Source organism: Mycobacterium sp. NGS62 (genome assembly GCF_059812285.1).
The window spans coordinates 327874-345297 of the sequence record NZ_JCALCK010000002.1 but is presented as its reverse complement, the minus strand read 5'-3'; the positions used below and the strand labels follow the sequence as shown (position 1 = coordinate 345297).

Annotated in this window: 14 protein-coding genes, 1 tRNA gene and 2 pseudogenes; 6 read left to right on the top strand and 11 right to left on the bottom strand. The window is 67.2% G+C overall.

Annotated elements, in window-relative coordinates:
- The first annotated feature begins 47 nt into the window (after positions 1-47).
- On the top strand, positions 48-386 hold the full coding sequence (locus AC5Y49_RS06520; protein WP_499885054.1) for a Zn-ribbon domain-containing OB-fold protein: 339 nt from the start codon (positions 48-50) through the stop codon (positions 384-386).
- Here the strand turns inward: AC5Y49_RS06520 and AC5Y49_RS06515 are convergent.
- Together AC5Y49_RS06515 and AC5Y49_RS06510 are read right to left on the bottom strand one after the other, a co-directional pair.
- Positions 379-2544, bottom strand: a complete 2166-nt coding sequence (locus AC5Y49_RS06515; RefSeq protein WP_499885052.1) for an acyl-CoA dehydrogenase family protein — start codon at positions 2542-2544, stop codon at positions 379-381. The genes AC5Y49_RS06520 and AC5Y49_RS06515 overlap by 8 nt on opposite strands.
- A gap of 138 nt (positions 2545-2682) precedes the next feature.
- A complete protein-coding gene (locus AC5Y49_RS06510) occupies positions 2683-3441 on the bottom strand; it encodes an SDR family NAD(P)-dependent oxidoreductase (protein ID WP_499885049.1) in 759 nt (252 codons plus the stop codon).
- A gap of 87 nt (positions 3442-3528) precedes the next feature.
- Here AC5Y49_RS06510 and AC5Y49_RS06505 point away from each other — a divergent pair, with 87 nt between their 5' ends.
- Both AC5Y49_RS06505 and AC5Y49_RS06500 read left to right on the top strand, forming a co-directional pair.
- Positions 3529-5067, top strand: a complete 1539-nt coding sequence (locus AC5Y49_RS06505) for an ATP-dependent DNA ligase (RefSeq protein ID WP_499885047.1) — start codon at positions 3529-3531, stop codon at positions 5065-5067.
- Between the two features lie 498 nt (positions 5068-5565).
- A pseudogene (locus AC5Y49_RS06500) lies at positions 5566-6165 on the top strand (phosphatase PAP2 family protein); the annotation flags it as partial.
- A 102-nt stretch (positions 6166-6267) separates the two neighbouring features.
- Here AC5Y49_RS06500 and AC5Y49_RS06495 read toward each other — a convergent pair.
- Positions 6268-7203 carry a D-2-hydroxyacid dehydrogenase family protein gene (locus AC5Y49_RS06495; protein WP_499885044.1) on the bottom strand — a complete coding sequence of 312 codons (936 nt, stop codon included), beginning with the start codon at positions 7201-7203 and terminating at the stop codon, positions 6268-6270.
- 115 nt (positions 7204-7318) lie between these two features.
- Between AC5Y49_RS06495 and AC5Y49_RS06490 the strand changes: the two genes are divergently transcribed.
- Positions 7319-8290 carry an enoyl-CoA hydratase/isomerase family protein gene (locus AC5Y49_RS06490; RefSeq protein ID WP_499885041.1) on the top strand — a complete coding sequence of 324 codons (972 nt, stop codon included), beginning with the start codon at positions 7319-7321 and terminating at the stop codon, positions 8288-8290.
- A gap of 1 nt (position 8291) precedes the next feature.
- Positions 8292-9056 (top strand): SDR family NAD(P)-dependent oxidoreductase, encoded by a 765-nt coding sequence (locus AC5Y49_RS06485; protein WP_499885037.1) that lies wholly within the window; start codon positions 8292-8294, stop codon positions 9054-9056.
- On the opposite strand, the gene AC5Y49_RS06480 is transcribed toward AC5Y49_RS06485, so the two are convergent.
- Entirely contained in the window at positions 9016-9495 is a 480-nt protein-coding gene (locus AC5Y49_RS06480) for a VOC family protein (protein ID WP_499885035.1), read from the bottom strand. The genes AC5Y49_RS06485 and AC5Y49_RS06480 overlap by 41 nt on opposite strands.
- A 113-nt stretch (positions 9496-9608) precedes the next feature.
- Here AC5Y49_RS06480 and AC5Y49_RS06475 point away from each other — a divergent pair.
- A pseudogene (locus AC5Y49_RS06475) lies at positions 9609-10562 on the top strand (NAD(P)-dependent oxidoreductase); the annotation flags it as partial.
- Positions 10563-10572: 10 nt separating this feature from the next.
- On the opposite strand, the gene AC5Y49_RS06470 reads toward AC5Y49_RS06475, so the two are convergent.
- The 7 genes from AC5Y49_RS06470 to pgm all read right to left on the bottom strand — a co-directional run bounded on the left by AC5Y49_RS06470 (position 10573) and on the right by pgm (position 17387).
- A complete protein-coding gene (locus AC5Y49_RS06470; RefSeq protein WP_499885033.1) occupies positions 10573-10923 on the bottom strand; it encodes a hypothetical protein in 351 nt (116 codons plus the stop codon).
- A gap of 53 nt (positions 10924-10976) precedes the next feature.
- A tRNA-Ala gene (locus AC5Y49_RS06465) sits at positions 10977-11049 on the bottom strand.
- Positions 11050-11112: 63 nt separating this feature from the next.
- A complete protein-coding gene (locus AC5Y49_RS06460; RefSeq protein WP_499885030.1) occupies positions 11113-11562 on the bottom strand; it encodes a GreA/GreB family elongation factor in 450 nt (149 codons plus the stop codon).
- A gap of 59 nt (positions 11563-11621) precedes the next feature.
- Complete coding sequence (locus AC5Y49_RS06455; protein WP_499885027.1) at positions 11622-12872, bottom strand: NAD(P)/FAD-dependent oxidoreductase; 1251 nt, start codon at positions 12870-12872, stop codon at positions 11622-11624.
- A gap of 51 nt (positions 12873-12923) precedes the next feature.
- Entirely contained in the window at positions 12924-14480 is a 1557-nt protein-coding gene (locus AC5Y49_RS06450) for a PucR family transcriptional regulator (protein WP_499885024.1), read from the bottom strand.
- 40 nt (positions 14481-14520) lie between these two features.
- Complete coding sequence (locus tag AC5Y49_RS06445) at positions 14521-15756, bottom strand: MFS transporter (RefSeq protein ID WP_499885022.1); 1236 nt, start codon at positions 15754-15756, stop codon at positions 14521-14523.
- Positions 15753-17387 carry a phosphoglucomutase (alpha-D-glucose-1,6-bisphosphate-dependent) gene (pgm, locus tag AC5Y49_RS06440; protein WP_499885020.1) on the bottom strand — a complete coding sequence of 545 codons (1635 nt, stop codon included), beginning with the start codon at positions 17385-17387 and terminating at the stop codon, positions 15753-15755. Before pgm ends, AC5Y49_RS06445 begins: the two co-directional genes overlap by 4 nt.
- Positions 17388-17424: the final 37 nt, after the last annotated feature.

The window sequence follows — 17424 nt, the reverse complement described above, 5'->3', positions numbered from 1 at the left end:
AACCGTCCGTCCGCGCCGCCAGTCCAACAGAGCGTACTGTATTGCCGGTGACCGCAGAACCGAAGTCGCAGTTGCTCATCGAGCATTGCGACACATGTGTCCGTTGGGTTCATCCGCCGGCCAACTCCTGCCCGGGCTGTGACAGCCCGATGGTGGCCCGTCCGGTGTCGGGACGCGGCACGGTGTTCACCTTCACCGTCAACTTCCATCCGTATAACCCCGACATCCCGACTCCTTATGTGATCGCGATCGTCGAACTGGCCGAACAGCAGGGACTGCGGCTGGCCGCCAATATCGTTGACTGCGAGCCTGATTCAGTTGTATGCGGCATGCCGGTCGAAGCCCGGTTCGAGGGAGCGACGCCGGTGTTCGCCCCGGTTACTTGATCAGCGGATCGCGGGGCATGCCGAGAATCCGCTCGGCGATCTGATTGCGCGTGACTTCGGACGTGCCGCCGGCAATGGCCATGCCGCGGGCACCCATCACCAGCCGGCTGACCAGCGCGCCGGGCCCATCGCCCAGGGCGATCTCGGGCCCTAGCAGAGCTGCGGCGATGGCGCCGCCCTCACCCATGTGCTCGGCCAGTGTGAGCTTGGTGATGTTGCCCTCGGGACCAGGGCCCGCGCCTTCGATACTGCGAGCGGCGCGGCGCAGGTTCAGCAGCCGCAGCGCGTGTTCTTCGGCCAGGAAGGCTCCGACCCGGACGCTGGCCCCGGCCAAGCGATCTGCGTACTGCTCCGCCAGCTGCACCAGCTGTCCGGCCAGTCCCGCATAGTACGAACCGCCGCCGCCGATGCTGACCCGCTCATTGCCCAACGTCGCGCGGGCTACCGTCCAGCCGGTGTTGGGTTCCCCGACGACGTCCTCGTCAGCGACGAACACGTCGTTGAAGAACACCTCGTTGAAATCCGAGCCGCCGGTGATCTGACGCAGCGGGCGGACCTCCACCCCGGGAGCCTTCATGTCGATGATCACCGTGGTGATACCGGCGTGCTTGGGCGCGTCGGGATCAGTGCGCACGGTGGCGAGGCCGCGACGGCAGTAGTGCGCGCCGCTGGTCCACACCTTCTGTCCGTTGATCTTCCAGCCGCCCTCGACGCGGGTGGCGCGGGTCTTGACCGCAGCCGCATCCGATCCGGCATCAGGTTCGGAGAACAACTGGCACCACACCTCGTCCTGGCGCAACGCCTTCTCGACAAATCTCTCGATCTGCGAAGGAGTTCCGTGCTGGATCAGGGTAAGGATGACCCAGCCGGTGATCGAGTAGTCCGGCCGCTTGATCGCCGCTGCGGTGAACTCCTCTTCGATCACCAGTTGCGCCACCGCATCCGCGGCCCGACCCCAAGGTTTGGGCCAATGCGGCATCACGTAGCCGGTGGCGATCAGCTTGTCGCGCTGCGCCTCTGCGGCCAACGCGGCGATCTCGGCGGCGTCGGCACGGATCTGGCCGCGCAGTTCTTCGGCTTCATCCGGCAGGTCCAGGCTGTTGGCCCGGGTAACACCGGCCGCGGTGCGATCAAAGACATCCTGTGCGGGCGCGTCCCCGCCGAACAGCGCACGGGACGTCATCGCCCGCCGCAGATGCAGGTGCGCGTCGTGCTCCCAGGTGAAGCCGATTCCGCCGTGCACCTGAATGTTCAGCTCGGCGTTGCGCGCATAGGCCGGGAACGCCAGCGCCGCCGCAACCGCGGCGATCAACCGGAACTGCTCCTCATCTTCGCCGGCCGCGCGGGAGGCATCCCACACCGCCGCCGTCGCCGACTCCGAACCCACCAGCATGTTCGCGCAGTGGTGCTTGACCGCTTGGAAGGTGGCGATGGTGCGGCCGAACTGCTGGCGCACCTTGGCGTAGTCGACCGCGGCGTCCAGGCAATCCGACGCCCCGCCGGCCGCCTCGGCCGCCAGCAGCGTCCGGGCCCGCGCCAGCAGCGATTCCCGTCCCGTCGACAGGATGTCGTCGTCGGTGACGCTGACGTTCTGCAGCTTGACCCGTCCCGAGCGCCGAGTGGGATCGAGGTTGTCGGGCACCTCAACCGTTATGCCGTCGCGGCTGCGGTCCAGCAACAGCACGTCGTCGCCGGCGGCGATCACCAACAACTCGGCCAGCCCGGCGCCCAGCACGATTCCGGCGTCGCCGGTGGCGACTCCCCCGTCGACGGCGACCTCACCACCCAGCCCGATGCCGGCGGTGACCGTGCCATCGATCAGCCCCGGCAACAGCCGGCTCTTCTGCTCGGTGCTGCCTTCGTGGGCGATGACGGCCGAGGCGATGACGGTCGGCACGAACGGCCCGGACGCCACCGCCCGGCCGAGTTCCTCGATCACCACCACCAATTCGGGCAGCCCGTATCCCGAGCCGCCGTGCTCCTCGTCGATATGCAGGCCCAGCCAACCGAGTTCGACCAGGTCTTGCCAGAACGGCGGACGGGCCTCCTCGGGCGCATCGAGCAGCGAGCGCGCCGCCCAACGGGCCTTCTGTGAGGTCAAAAACGCGCGGGCCACCTCGGCGAGTTCGCGATGGTCGTCGGTCAGTGCGATACCCATTCGAGGGCCCTCCTCGTCGTTGCAGGCGGTGCAAGAAGCGTACTCACAGGCGGTTTGACCGCGAAACAGAAGCCAGGGCTGTCGTCGAGGTCGTAATCACGACCGTGGCTTCTGTTTCGCGGCTTGATGGTTACGGCATCACTTCGGCGCGAAGCGCTGCCCGGCGTCCAGCCGCAGGCATTGGCCGTTGAGCATCGGGTTGTCGACGATGGCCGCGACCAGCTTGGCGTACTCCTCGGGCCGGCCCAGACGCTTCGGGAACGCCGCGTCCTTGGTCAGCGCGGTGGCGTATTCGTCCGGAATGCCCTTGGTCAGCCCGGTCGCGAACAGGCTCGGCGCGATCGCCAGCACCCGGATGCCCAGCGATCCGAGGTCGCGCGCCATGGTCAGGCACATGCCCGCGATGCCGGCCTTGGCTGCGGTGTAGGCCACCTGCCCGATCTGGCCCTCGAACGCCGCGATCGAGGCGGTGTTGACGATGACGCCGCGCTCCTCGTCCTCCGGCTCGTTCTTGCTCATGTGCGCCGCCGCAAGCCGACTGATGTTGAAGGTCGCGATGAGGTTGAGATCGATCACCGACTGGAAGGATTCGAGATCGTGCGGGCCGGACTTGGACATCGTCCGCTTGGCGATACCGCCGCCGGCCGTCGTCACGATCACGTGCAGACCGCCCAGCGCATCGACGGCGGTCTGCAGCGTCTCCTCGGTGCCGGCAAAGTCGGTCACGTCCACCGGGTAGAACGTGCCGTTGATCGCGGTGGCGACGTCCTTACCGTCGGAGCCTTCGCGGTCGAATATCGCGACGCTGGCCCCACGTGCGGCCAGCAGTTCGGCGGTGGCCCGTCCCATGCCTGAGGCGCCGCCGATGACGACCGCCTTCTTGCCGTTGATCTCCATGCAAACCTCCGTGTTTGACAGCTCTTGTGTCCAGCACGTTAGCGCGGCCGCGCGTGACGTTGTCGGCCAGGCGTGTAAAGGTGGGCTGTGCTGCTGATCGACGTGGCGGCCGCCTGGGTCGACGTAGGCGGCGCTGCTGCGCGGCGGGCCAAGATCGCGCGGATCGCCGACCTGCTCATCCAGACAAAATCCGACCCACACGTCGTCGCGATCGTCGTGTCTTGGCTTTCCGGCGAGTTGCCGCAGCGCCAGATCGGGGTGGGCTGGGCCAGCCTGCGCTCGCTACCCTCGGCCGCGACGCACCCCAGTTTGACCGTGCGCGACGTCGACGCGGCGTTCTCGGCGATCGGCGCGCTGTCGGGCACCGGCTCGCAGGCCCGGCGCGCTCAACACGTCGCCGCGCTGTTCTCCCTCGCCACCGACACCGAACAGGCGTTTCTGCGCCGACTGCTGACCGGTGAGCTGCGGCAAGGCGCACTGGCCGGAATCATGGCCGATGCGGTGGCAGCGGCCGGGCAGATCCCGGCCGCGGTGGTGCGCCGCGCCGCGATGCTGGGCGGTGATCTGCCCGCGGTCGCGGCGGCGGGCCTGGCCGGCGGCGCGCCCGCACTGGATACGTTCACCCTGCAAGTGGGTCGCCCGGTCGGGCCGATGCTGGCCCAAACCGCCACCGGCGTCGGCCAAGCACTTGAAAAGCTCAGCGGCACAGCTATTTTCGAGACAAAGCTGGACGGCGCGCGCGTGCAAATCCACCGCGCCGGCGATCAGGTCACGGTCTACACCCGCAGTCTCGACGACGTCACCGCCCGGCTCCCCGAGGTGGTCGAGGCGACGCTGGCGCTACCGGTCACCGACCTGATCGCCGACGGCGAGGCGATCGCGCTGCGGCCGGATAACCGGCCGCAGCCCTTTCAAGTCACCGGGTCGCGCTTCGGCCGATCGGTCGATGTCGCGGCGGCCCGCGCTGTCCAGCCGCTGTCGGTGTTCTTCTTCGACGTCTTGTACCGCGACGGCGTCGACCTGCTCGACGCGCCGACCACCGACCGGCTGGCCGTCCTCGACGAGATCGCGCCTGCGCAGCACCGGGTCGATCGGCTGGTCACCGCCGAGCCCGCGGCGGCCGCCGACTTCCTGGCGGCGACGCTGGCCGCCGGCCACGAAGGAGTGATGGCCAAATCGTTGACGGCACCCTATGCGGCTGGCCGCCGCGGTGCGGGCTGGCTGAAGGTCAAGCCGGTGCACACCCTCGACCTGGTGGTGCTGGCCGTCGAATGGGGATCGGGACGCCGCCGCGGCAAGCTGTCCAACATCCATCTCGGCGCGCGGGATCCGGCCGGCGGCTACGTGATGCTGGGCAAGACGTTCAAAGGCATGACCGACGCCATGCTGGACTGGCAGACCGCCCGGTTTACCGAGCTGGCCGTCGGCGGCATCGACGGCTACCTGGTGCAACTGCGCCCCGAGCAGGTGGTCGAGATCGCTTTCGACGGGCTGCAGCGCTCGTCGCGCTACCCCGGCGGCTTGGCGCTGCGGTTCGCCCGGGTGCTGCGCTACCGCCACGACAAGGGCCCGGCCGACGCCGACACCATCGACGCCGTGCGCGCCCTTTATGAGCAGCAGCACTGACTCCGATCACTGGACCGGAGACGCCGGGAAACAGCGCGTTTAGCGCAATCGACGCGCCGGTTACCAGATCCCCAGCAGAATGCGACTATGTAGGACGGCAAAACACCGGAAGGATTGACCCCGGTGTCAATAATGACCGACTGAAAGGTCCAGGTGCTCACAGGCGAGAGGCAACCGGCTGCCGCGCGCGAGGCTGCCGCCACACCGCGCGAGCGGCGGCTCACCTTCATCCGACGCGCGGCAATCGCGGTATGGGCCGCGGTCGTGGTGTACCGGACGGTGACCGAAGGGCTCGCGTTCAACCGCGAACTGCTGCTGCTCTACATCGCCACCGGGCTGATCGCCGCCAGTATCGGACGTCCCCGCCGAGCCTTAGCCGTCGTGCGCGACTGGTTGCCATTCGCGCTTTTTCTGCTGCTGTATGACCTGAGCCGCCATGCGGCCACGTTCGTTGGAACGCCCACGCTGTGGCAGCCCCAAGTAGACGTGGACCGATGGATGTTCTTCGGGGTGGTGCCGACAGTGTGGCTGCAGGAACAGCTCAAGTTGGCTAAACCGCCGTGGTGGGAGGTGGTCATCAGCGCCGTCTACATGTCGTTTTTCATCCTGCCGTACGTGATCGCCGGGCTGTTGTGGCTGCGCAACCGAAATGATTGGGCAGCATTTGCCCGGCGATTCATCGGGCTGTCGTTTGCCGCTCTGATCGTCTACGTGCTGGTGCCGTCGGCGCCGCCGTGGGCGGCCGCGCGCTGCACACCCGACCAGATCGCCGACGGCCCGTCCAACCCACGGTGCATGTTCCGAAGCCCCGCCGGGGTGCCCGACGGCGGGCTGCTGGGCCCCATGCACACCAGCCACCCCGGCGCCCACCCGTTTGTGGAACGGATCTCCAGCCGGGGCTGGGGCACGCTGCATCTGCACTCAGCGCGGGCCTTACTCGACTCCGGGCAGGCCAGCGTGAACCTGGTGGCGGCCATCCCGTCGCTGCATGCCGCACTGTCGGCGATGATCGCGGTGTTTCTGTGGCGTCGCGTCCGCTGGTGGTGGCGCCCGCTGCTGGTGGCGTACGTGCTGACGATGGCGTTCACGCTGGTGTATTCGGCCGAGCATTACGTCATTGACATCCTGCTGGGGTGGGCGCTGGCCGCGATCCTGCTGGTGGTGCTCGGCCGCCTCGAGACGCGCTGGCGGCGCCGACGCTCAGCGCGCGACGTCGTCGAGCCAGTCGGCGATCTTGGCGGCCGCCTCGCCGTAGAAGGTCTGATAGACCCGGTCGGCGACATAGCCGATGTGGGGGGTGGCGACGACGGTGTCCAACGCGCGCAGGGGGTGTCGAGCCGGCAAGGGCTCGGTGTCGAAGACGTCGAGTCCGGCCCCGCCGAGCCGGTGGGAGCGCAACGCCTCGATCAGCGCCCTCTCGTCGACGATGGGTCCGCGCGAGGTGTTGACTAGCAGCGCGGTCGGTTTCATCAACGCCAGTTCGCCGGCGCCCACCAGACCGCGGCTGCGTTCGCTGAGCACCAGGTGGATGGTCAGCACGTCGGCGCGACGGAACAACTCCTCTTTGCCGACGTAGGTCACCCCGGCGCGTTCGGCGGCGTCCGGAGTCAGGTTGGTGCTCCAGGCGATGACGTCCATGCCGAAGGCCGCCCCCACCCGCGCGACCCGGCTGCCGATCCGACCCAGACCCAATACGCCCAAAACCGTTCCGCCCAGCTGGCGACCGACGGAGGTCTGCCAGCCGCCGCCGCGTACCGACACGGACTCGTCGACGAGGCGGCGCGCGGCGGCCAGAATCAGCGCCCAGGTCAGCTCGACGGTGGATTCCAGGTATCCGCCGGTCGTGCTGACGTGGATGCCGCACTCTTTGGCGGCTGCGACGTCGATGGCGGCGTTGAACGGACCGGTCGAGGCGATCATCTTCAGGTTCGGCAGCCGCTCGATGATGCTGCGCGGCAACGGGGTGCGCTCACGCATCACGAACACCACGTCGAACGGGGCAAGCCGCTCGACGATCGCGTCGTGATCGGCCTGGTGATCGGTGAACACGGTGATGTCGGCGCGGGCGGCCACCTGCGACCAGTCGGCCATGCTCAGCGCGACGTTCTGGTAATCGTCGAGGATCGCGACCTTCATCGTGCCAATGTCGCATACCGCGCGACAGTTGGTTTAAGCGGAAAGTACAAACTGCCCGAACACACTCCGACGCTGACACACTGGCGGCGACACCGCGCACGGATGGGAGACCCTTATGCCTGAGTACGACTACGAACGAATGAAAAAAGAGGCGGAGCCGTTCATCAAGTTCGAGAAGGACGTCAAGAACCGGATCGCCTACATCACCTTCGATCGCCCCGATGCGCAGAATTCGACGACGCTCGGCATGCGGCAGAACTATGCCGACCTGATCCACAAATGCAATGTCGACGACGACGTCAAGGTGGTCGTGATCCGCGGCGAGGGAGAGGATTTCGGCAGCGGCGGCGACCTGCCCGAGCAGCGGGACATGCTGGAAAACCCCGGTATGCCACTGCTTCACGAACTCGCGATCAACGACGACAACGTCAAGTACCCGCCCGGAGGCTCCTACCGCTATCTGTCCACCGTGACCGACTTCTACGCCAAGGCTCCGGCCGGCAATCGGCCGCTGCAGGAACTTCGCAAGATCAGCATCATCGAGGCCAAGGGGTACTGCTATGGCTGGCACTTCTATCAGGCCGGCGACGCCGACCTGGTCATCTCCTCGGACGACGCTTTGTTCGGCCACCCGGCTTTTCGTTATGTGGGCTGGGGGCCGCGGCTGTGGTGGTGGGCGGAAACCATGGGTCTGCGGAAGTTCTCCGAAATGCTGTTCACCGGAAGGCCTTTCAGCGCGAAGGAAATGTATGAGTGCGGGTTCGTCAACAGCGTGGTGCCCCGCGAAAAGCTTGAAGAGGAAACGCTGAAGTATGCGATGGCCTGCTCGCGCTCTCGCCCCACCGACACGGTCGCGGTGCAGAAGACCTTCCTGGAGCTCTACAAGCAGCACAAGGGCGAGTACTTCGGCAGCCTGTTGACCGGCATGGTGGAAGGCATGCTGCCGCTGATTCAAAACGACCAGGACAACGAGGTCGACCTCACCGAGGGCACCTTCAACAAGGGCCTGAACAACGTGGTGAAGGACAACGACATGAACTTCCCGCCCGAGTGGCGGCTGAGCCGCTCGGGACGCAGCAAGCCGTGACATGACGCTGCAGTTAGCCAACACCGTCGCGTTGGTGACCGGTGCCAGCAGCGGCATCGGCGCGGCCACCGCCAGGGCCCTGGCCGCCGACGGCGCCGCGGTCGCCCTGGTCGCGCGCCGCGCCGACCGGTTGCATCAACTGCAAGCCGAGATCGAGTCGACGGGCGGCGCCGCGCTGGCGGTGCCGGCCGACGTCACCGACGCGGTGCAAGTGACCGAGGCGGTGGATCGCACCGTTCGTGAGTTGGGCCGGCTCGACACCGTGGTGAACAACGCCGGGCTGGTCCGGACGGGAGCCGCCGCCGAAGCGCCACTACAAGACTGGGATGACCTGGTGGCGGTCAACGTGCAAGGGATTCTGTATGTGGCCCACGCCGCGATCCCGCATCTCGTCGAGGCGGCCGCCAGCTCACCGCGCGGTGTCACCGACCTGGTCACGATCAGTTCCACTGCGGGTTGGGTGGCCCGCCCGGGAAGCGCGGTCTACTCGCTGACGAAATACGGTGTCAACGCGTTCAGCGAAGGCATCCGACAAGAGTTGCTGGGCAAAAGGGTTCGCGTCGGTGTCGTGGCACCCGGCTCGGTCGACACCGAAATCAATACCCACCTGCCGGCGGAGTCGCGCGAAGCTTATGATCGCCGGACGTCGGGCGTGGTCCAACTGCGGCCCGAGGACATCGCGGACGCGGTGCTGTACATGGTGACCCGCGACCGGCGGGTGGCGGTCAACCACATGCTAGTGCGTGCCGCCGAGCAGACCTGGTGACCGTCCAGTGTTCGCCCGAGGCGCCGCCCGCGGGTGGCTCGTTGACTCCGAATACGAAGGGCGCGAACACAATCTCACGTCCATCGGGATCGCGGTAGGTGACCGCCCCGACCGCGGCCCAATATGGATGGGACTCCACGGGCTGCACCCCGGCTATCCGCAGCTGAGCCGTCGCGTCGTGTTGCGCTGTCGCGTCGGGGAAGTACAGACACAGCTGCTCATGGAGGTCGACGGCGACGGGTTCGGTTGCTTCGACGATTTCGAAAGTGAGGGCAGTGCCGGGCATTCCGAAGATCGCGCCTGTGCTGCCGTAGCTATTGGCGAACGTTGCACACAGCGGCAGCCCGACGAGATCGCGGTAGAACGCGACGGTCTGTTCGAAGTTGCTCGAGCGTCGCGCGAAACGAATCGCGCCGACGGAGGCCAGCTGGTGGGTCACAACGTCGACGTTAAGACCTCAACCGCAGTTCAGGTCAAGGCCTGGTGGCTTTCTCGCCGAGACTGCGATGACGGCATCGAGACTGCGGTGAGAGTCAAGTCCAGCCGGGCAGGCAAGCGCTGACCGCAGGCTCGATTTGCCAGAATCGACAGCGACGTCGAGCACGTGTTAGGAGCCACGAAGTGGAGATCGGATTCATCGGGTTGGGCAACATGGGATCTGCGATAGCGCGCCGACTTGTCGGCGCGGGACACTGTGTCGTCGCATTCGACACCCGCAGTGCCGCGATCGAATCCGTCGTGGCTGAGGGCGCCGACCGGGCTGCCTCGGCACGGGAGGTGGCTGATCGCGTGCCGACCGTCATAGCCAGCCTGCCGACACCACAGACGTCGATGCAGGTGGCGGCAATGGTCGCCATCGGTGACCGCATTCAACTCTTCATCGACCTGTCAACCGCGGGAAGCCAAGCAGCGCAACGTAACCACGAACTGCTGGCCGAACATGATGTGGCCATGCTGGACAGCCCGGTGAGCGGAGGGGTGCACAGCGCTCACGCGGGAACGCTTGCCGTGATGGTGTCCGGCCCGCGAGCCGAGTTCGACGCCGCCGCCGCTGTTTTTGATGCCATCGGCCGCGCCATCTTCGTCAGTGAAAAACCCGGTGCCGCGCAAACGATGAAGCTGGTGAACAACTTGATGGCCGCCGCTTCGCTGGCCGCAACCGCCGAAGTCATGGTGATGGGTGTGAAGGCGGGTCTGGATGCTCAGGTCATGATCGATGTTCTCAACGCGGGGTCAGGTGCCACCCATGCCAGCCGCGAGAAGTTCCCACGCGCGGTGCTCCCGCGCACTTTTGACTACGGCTTCGCGACGGGTCTGATGGTCAAGGATGTGCGCCTGTACCTCGACGAGGCCAGAGCGCTGGGCATGCCCACGCAGCTGGCGGACTCGGTGGCGCAGTTATGGGAGGCGACACTGAGCGCGGAGGGGCCCGAATCCGATTTCACGTCGATCGTCAAGCCGATCGAAGCCGCTGCAGGCGTCGTGGTCGGAACCGGACCACGATGAAAGCGTAGCCTCACTGCTCCTCGTCGGCCTCGCACTGAGACAACTCGGCGGCAGAGCGGTCCGCGGCGGCCTGTTCGCGGTGCGAGGCTGCCGCCTCACGGTGTTCGTCGGCATCACCGACGCCGGCGTCGATCGCGTTCTCGTGCACCAAGGCAGTTCGTTCATGTGTCCGGGCCGACTCGTCGTGACGATCAGCAGCACTGCGATGGGCCGCGGCGGCGCGCTCGTGGGCTTCCTCGGCGCGCTGTGCTGCCAGCTGGGCGTCCGTTTCAGTAACCGGCTGTCCACGCTGCAAGTCGGAGCGCCGTTCGATCAGCTCTTCGGCTCGAGCGGCCGCGCGATCCTTCGATTCCTCTGACATACCGCCAAGATAGGCGGGGCAACCCTCAGACCTTGTGTCTGCAGTTCGTTGGGTGGAGCTAAGGGGACTCGAACCCCTGACCCCCACACTGCCAGTGTGGTGCGCTACCAGCTGCGCCATAGCCCCATGGTGTGCTCATCGAAGCTACACCACCGCCAACTCGGCTTCAAAGTCGCTGATCACGCCCGGTCAGGCCGGACAGTCACTGCTATGCAGTCCATAGGGCACGGCCTCGACCAGCGTGACCGACACCGTGGCGCCGCTGGGCACCCGATAGCTGCGCTGCTCGCCGCGGCGCGCGCCGGTGATCGCGGTCCCCAGCGGTGACTGGGCGGAGTAGATCTCCATATCGCCGTGCTCGGCGCCGCGAGCCCCCAGCAGGAACGTTTCGGTCTCGCCGGTGTCGTCGTAGCGCACGGTCAGCACCATGCCCGGCTCGGCAACCCCGTCGTCGGGCGGATCTTCGCCGACGACGGCATATTGCAGCAGATCGTGGATCTGCCGGACGCGCGCCCGGCGCGCGCGCCGTTCGTCCAGATCGAGCGTGTCGTCGACATGCGGCCCCAATAATGCGGCCAGCTCGGCCTCGAGCCGGTCGCGGGTTTCCGGTGTCATCCACACACCTTCGGAACTGGACATGTAGTGCCTCCTAGAAATCGGTACTTAACGCGTGGGGTGGAACTGAAGGAATCGGGTTCTTAACGCGTGGGGTCGAACTCACGCAGGGCGAGGGACTGCTTGCCGGTGGTGATCTGCTCGGTCAGCAACCGACCGGTCACCGGGCCGTGGGTCATGCCCCACATGCCGTGCCCGCCGGCAACGTAGATCCCCTGGGACACCTGCCCCACCAGCGGACGACCGTCGGGACTCAGGGGACGTGGACCGACCCACACCTCACTGCGCTGCTCCCAGCAGACGCCGTCGAGGTAGGGGCGCGCCGCGTCGGCGATGGCGTCGGCCCGCGCCTCGGACGCCGGCGCGTCGGGATCGCGCAGCTCCATCGTCCCGGTGACCCGCAGCTTCCCGTTCAACGGCGTGCACGCCACCCGCGCATCGGGCAGGTGCACCGGGCAGGGAACCGGACGTTCCACCGGCACCGTGAACGAATAGCCGCGCCCGGCGTACACCGGAACCCGCACCCAGCGGCTCACCAACGGCGACAACCAGGCGCCAGCCGCGATCACCGCCACGTCGGCACTCAGCACCGGACCGCTGCGGGTATGCACGACGACACCGTCCCTGGCGGGCTCCACATCGGCGACCTCGGCGGTGTGCAGCGTCGCTCCTCGTTCGACAACCGACCGGCCCAGCGCCTGTACGAACCGGCCGGGGTCGACGAAACGCTGGCCATTGACGCGCACGCCGGCGGCGGCCGCATCGGATGCCAGCGGCACCTGTTCGCGCAAAGCCGCACCGGTCAGTTCCGTGGTGGAAACGGGCTGGCCGGCCTCTTGGAAGCGGCGCAGTTCCGCCAACAGGTGTTCGGCGTCATGAGACGTCCGAAATAGCGCGGTGACCGGCGCATCGGTGATCGGCGCGTCGACACCGTTGGAGACCAGTACGTCGTAGGCCTCGATGCATTCCTCGCTCAGTGCCAGGTTGGCCCGCACCGCCCGCGTCCATGACGCGTTGCGGCAGTTGGCCGCGAACCGCATCAAAAAGCGCCACAGCGCCGGATCGGTGGACGGTGGAATGCGCACCGGGGCAGATGGTTTCAACAGTGAGCGCAAGGCGTATCGCAATGTGTGCGGCTCGTTGAGCGGCATGGTCAGTGCCGGCGCGATATATCCGGCGTTGCCCCACGAGGCGCCTGCGGCCACGCCGACACGATCGACGACCGTGACGTCTACGCCGCGCTCTTGCAGAAACCATGCCGTGGACAACCCGACGACACCGGCGCCCACCACGACCGCCGACCGCGGACCCCCATCACCTATCACGTTATCCATGGTGACGCGGATACCCGCTGACTGGTTTGCCGGAATCCGACAACGACGAAGTCAGTGTTTGTCGGCTTCCGACACAACAGCTGATTCGTCGTCGTCGCTGGAGGCCAGCTCGATCGTCATTGCCAGCCGCTTACCGGGGTCGTCCAAGCCGAGGTTGGTGACTTCCGCCATCCGGCGCAGCCGGTAGCGCACGGTGTTTTCGTGCACGCCCAACCGCTCGCCGGCCTGCGCCAGGTCACCCTGCGCCGCCAGCCACGCCCGCAGTGTGGCCACGTACTGCGTCGCGTGTTCACGGTCGTGGCGGCGCAGTTCGGCCACTGGCCCGCGCGCCGGTGCCCGGCCCGCGCCTGCTGCCGTGCGCAGCCGTTGCAGCAGGATCTCGTCCCAGGATTCGTCGTAGGCCGGTGGCGCGCCTTCCGGCCGTACCTCGTGCAGTGCCAGGCATTCGTCGGCCTCTTGGCGCGCGGCGGCCAGTTCGTCGGCCGACGCGACGGCGCTGATCCCGGCGACCACACTGGCCGGCGACGGCAGCACCGCCTGTAAGTCGCTCACCCAGCGGCGCGCGTCGGCCGCCGATTCGGCGGGCAGCAGCGTGTACACCGTGTTGGCGGCCAGTGCGCTGCGACCGGGCCGTGACCAGCCGAAGCCGGTGGTGGCACGTTCGAAGGCCTGCAACAGGGCGGCGTGGGGCTCGGACGGCAGATGGGCGTGCACCGCGATCACCCGCATCGGTGCCTGCGGCAAGCCCAGTCGACTGGCTACTGTCACCGCGTCGGCGGTGCCCTCCAGCAGCCCGGTCACCGACTGCGACTCCACCTGACGTTCCAGATCGGCGCTCGCGCGGGAGCGCAGGACATGCAGCGCGACGGTCCGCGCACCGTCGGTCAGCGCGGTCAGCCGGGCCGCGGCGAGCGGCTCGGGGCAGGCCACCCACACGGCACCGAGTAGCTCACGGCCGACCCGTACCGCGACCACCATCCGGCCGGTCAATCCGTGCTCGTCGTCTGCGGCGACGAACAGCGGCTCGTCCGATGCCGCCAAATGCGCGTACACGCCGCGTTGTTCGAGCAGGGCGCGCAACCGTTCCGGCATCTGGCGGGTCAGAATCGTTTCGGCGCGTGCCGAATCAGCGTGCTGCTGTTGCCGTGAATAGGCCAGCACGCGGGCCAGCCCGTCTTGGATGGTGACCGCGCCGCCGACCGCGTCAGCCAGGTTGTCGGCCAGCGCGAACAAATCGGTTGGGCCACGGCCTGATTCGGTTTCGCGCCCCTCGAGCACCAAGCCGTAGACCACCGCAGCCAGTTCGCTCCAGGGCAATGCCTCGTCGATCACCATCACCGCGACCGCCTCCCCCTCGCCGACGAACGCGGTTTTGTCGTCGCCGCCACGGACCAGTAGGGCCACGGCATGCGCCGACATCGCCCATCGCACAGCTTCTTTCACCGAGCCAGCGCCGATGGCCAACAGCACGTCGCCGACGACGGCGCGGCCGGCGATGGACTCGTGCATCACCACGCTGCTCAATTCCGTCGATCGCGGCACCGAACAGAAGCGCAGCTGAACGCCATACGTGCCCAGTACGTTCACCAGGCGGTCCAAGGTGACCATCACCGCAGCGTAACCGGGGGTCGGCCGGGCGTGTGTACGCTCACGCCGCGTCCGGCGCGCCCTCCAACCCCAGCACCGCCGGCGCCACCACCGGGCGGGTTTCCGGCGCCACCACCCAGCCGACCGCGGCGGCCAGCAAGATCACCCCGCTGACCACAAAACCCCATCCAAAACTCACGCGTTCGGCGATCTGACCGACCGCCACCGAACCCACGATCGCGCCCAGGTCGGCCATCATCTGAAACGTCGCCACCGCGGTGCCCGCACGCGCCGTGCCGCCCAGGATGTCGGCGACCGCGGCCTGCTGCGGCGAGGTGAACATGCCCGACGCCGCACCCGCCAGATACGCCGCGACCAAAAACAGCGACACGGACGTCGAGGCGCCCACCCACATGGTCGTCACCCCCGACACCGCAAGTCCGGCGATCAACAGGCCTCGCCGGCCGATCCGGTCGGACAGATAACCGCTGGGCAGCACGGCAACGACGTTGCCGATCGCAAACGTCGCCAGCGCCAAACCGGTCATCCGCGGACCGCGGCCCAGGACCTCCGAAACGAACAGCGGCACCAACGCGATCCGCAGCCCGAACACCGACCAACCCGTCGCGAAATTCGACACCAGCGCTGAGCGGTAGGCGCGATGCCGCAACGCGGCGCGCAGCGTTACCGTCGGTTCGGTCTCATCAGCACGAGCGGCCAGCGTGGAACGGCGCAGGCTGGCGAACACCACTACCGCAGCCGCCAGCAGTGCCGCTCCGTAGATAAGGAACGGCGCGCTCAGCCCAAAGCTCGCGGTAAGACCACCGACCACTGGTCCGCCGACCGAGCCGGCCAGAAACCCGGTGGAGAACAGGCCTGCGATCCGCCCTCGCGCGTCGTCGGGACTGATCCGAATCATCAGTCCCAGTGCGGAGATGAAGAACATCGTCGACCCGATCCCGCCGAGCGCGCGGAACGCCAGCAACTGCCAGTAAGTCTGGGCAAAGGCGCACGCGCCGGTCGACACCGCCACGAACAGCAGCCCGGCTACATAGATCCGCCGCTCCCCCAGCCGCTGCACCATCAGGCCGGTGACCGGCGCAAAAAACAGCCGGGTCACCGAGACCACGGTGATGACGAAGGTCGCCGCGCCGATGCTGACCCCGAACGTGCGGGCGTAGGCGGGCAGCACTGGAGACACCACGCCGTAGCCGAGGGCGATCATCACATTCGCCGAAATCAGTGCCCAGGCTTCCCGTGGCAGCGGCGTTTGAGCGCGCCGGGCAACGAGGGTCACCCGATGATTTTACCGACCACGTCCTGAGCCACTCGCTGAACCTCGGCTAAATGCTCCGCGCCCCGGAAGGATTCGGCGTAGATCTTATAGACATCCTCGGTGCCCGACGGACGTGCAGCAAACCACGCGTTCTCGGTTGTCACCTTCAGGCCACCCAACGGAGCATCGTTGCCAGGAGCAGTGGTTAACTTTGCTGTGATCTCTTCGCCAGCCAGTTCGGTAGCGCTTACCTCGTCGGCCGATAGTTTAGCTAACCTTGCTTTCTGCTGGCGGTCGGCGGGCGCGTCGACCCGCGCATAGGTCGGCGCCCCGTATTTGCCCGCCAACTCCCGGTAACGCTGCGACGGTGTCTCCTCGGTGACCGCCAGGATCTCGGCGGCCAGCAACGCAAGGATGATGCCGTCCTTGTCGGTGGTCCACACCGACCCGTCGCGGCGCAGAAACGACGCGCCGGCCGATTCTTCGCCACCGAAACCGATGGTGGCCTCCAGTAGGCCGTCGACGAACCATTTGAAGCCCACCGGCACCTCGACGAGCCGCCGGCCGATGCCATTCACCACCCGGTCGATGATCGACGAGCTGACCGCGGTCTTGCCGACGGCGATGCTGGCCGGCCAGGAAGGCCGATGCGTGTAGAGATAGTCGATGGCCACCGCCAGGTAGTGGTTGGGATTCAGCAGCCCTTCATCGGGAGTCACGATGCCGTGCCGGTCGGCGTCGGCGTCGTTGCCGGTGGCCAGGGCATAGTCGTCGCGGTTGGCGATCAGCCCAGCCATCGCATCCGGCGAACTGCAGTCCATCCGGATCTTGCCGTCGGTGTCGAGTGTCATGAACCGCCACGTCGCATCGACCAACGGATTGACCACGGTCAGATCGAGGTTGTGCCGTTCGGCGATCACGCCCCAGTAGTCGACGCTGGCCCCGCCGAGCGGGTCGGCGCCGATCCGCACCCCCGCCTTTCGGATGGCGTCGATGTTCACCACGCTGGGCAGGTCGTCGACGTAGGCATCGAGGTAGTCGTGGCGCCAGGTGCTGCGCAGAGCGCGGGCCAACGGTATCCGCTTCACCGCGGTACCGCCTTCACGCAGAATCTCGTTGGCGCGCTTGGCAATTGCGTTGGTGACGTAAGTGTCGGCCGGGCCGCCGTGCGGCGGGTTGTACTTGAAGCCGCCGTCGCGGGGCGGGTTGTGCGACGGGGTGACGACAATCCCGTCGGCCAGCCCGTCGGCGCGGCCACGGTTGTAGTTGAGGATGGCGTGGCTGATGGCCGGGGTCGGGGTGTACCGGTCGGCCGAGTCGATCATCGCGGTCACGTCGTTGGCGGCCAGCACCTCCAGCGCCGACACCCAGGCCGGCTCGGAAAGAGCGTGGGTGTCGCGGCCGATGAACAGCGGGCCCGTCGTGCCGGCGGTGGCGCGGTACTCGACGATGGCTTGGGTGATGGCCAGGATGTGGGGCTCGTTGAACGCGCCGTCCAGTGCTGAGCCCCGGTGGCCTGACGTGCCGAAGCTCACCTGCTGCCCCACGTCATCCGGGTCGGGTTGCCGCGTGTAATACGCGGTTACCAGGTGTGGCAGATCGACGAGGTCTTCGGGCTCGGCCGGTTGACCGGCGCGTGGATTGGCCGCCATGACACCAATTCTGCCGATGTCCCGCATACGCTGCTGG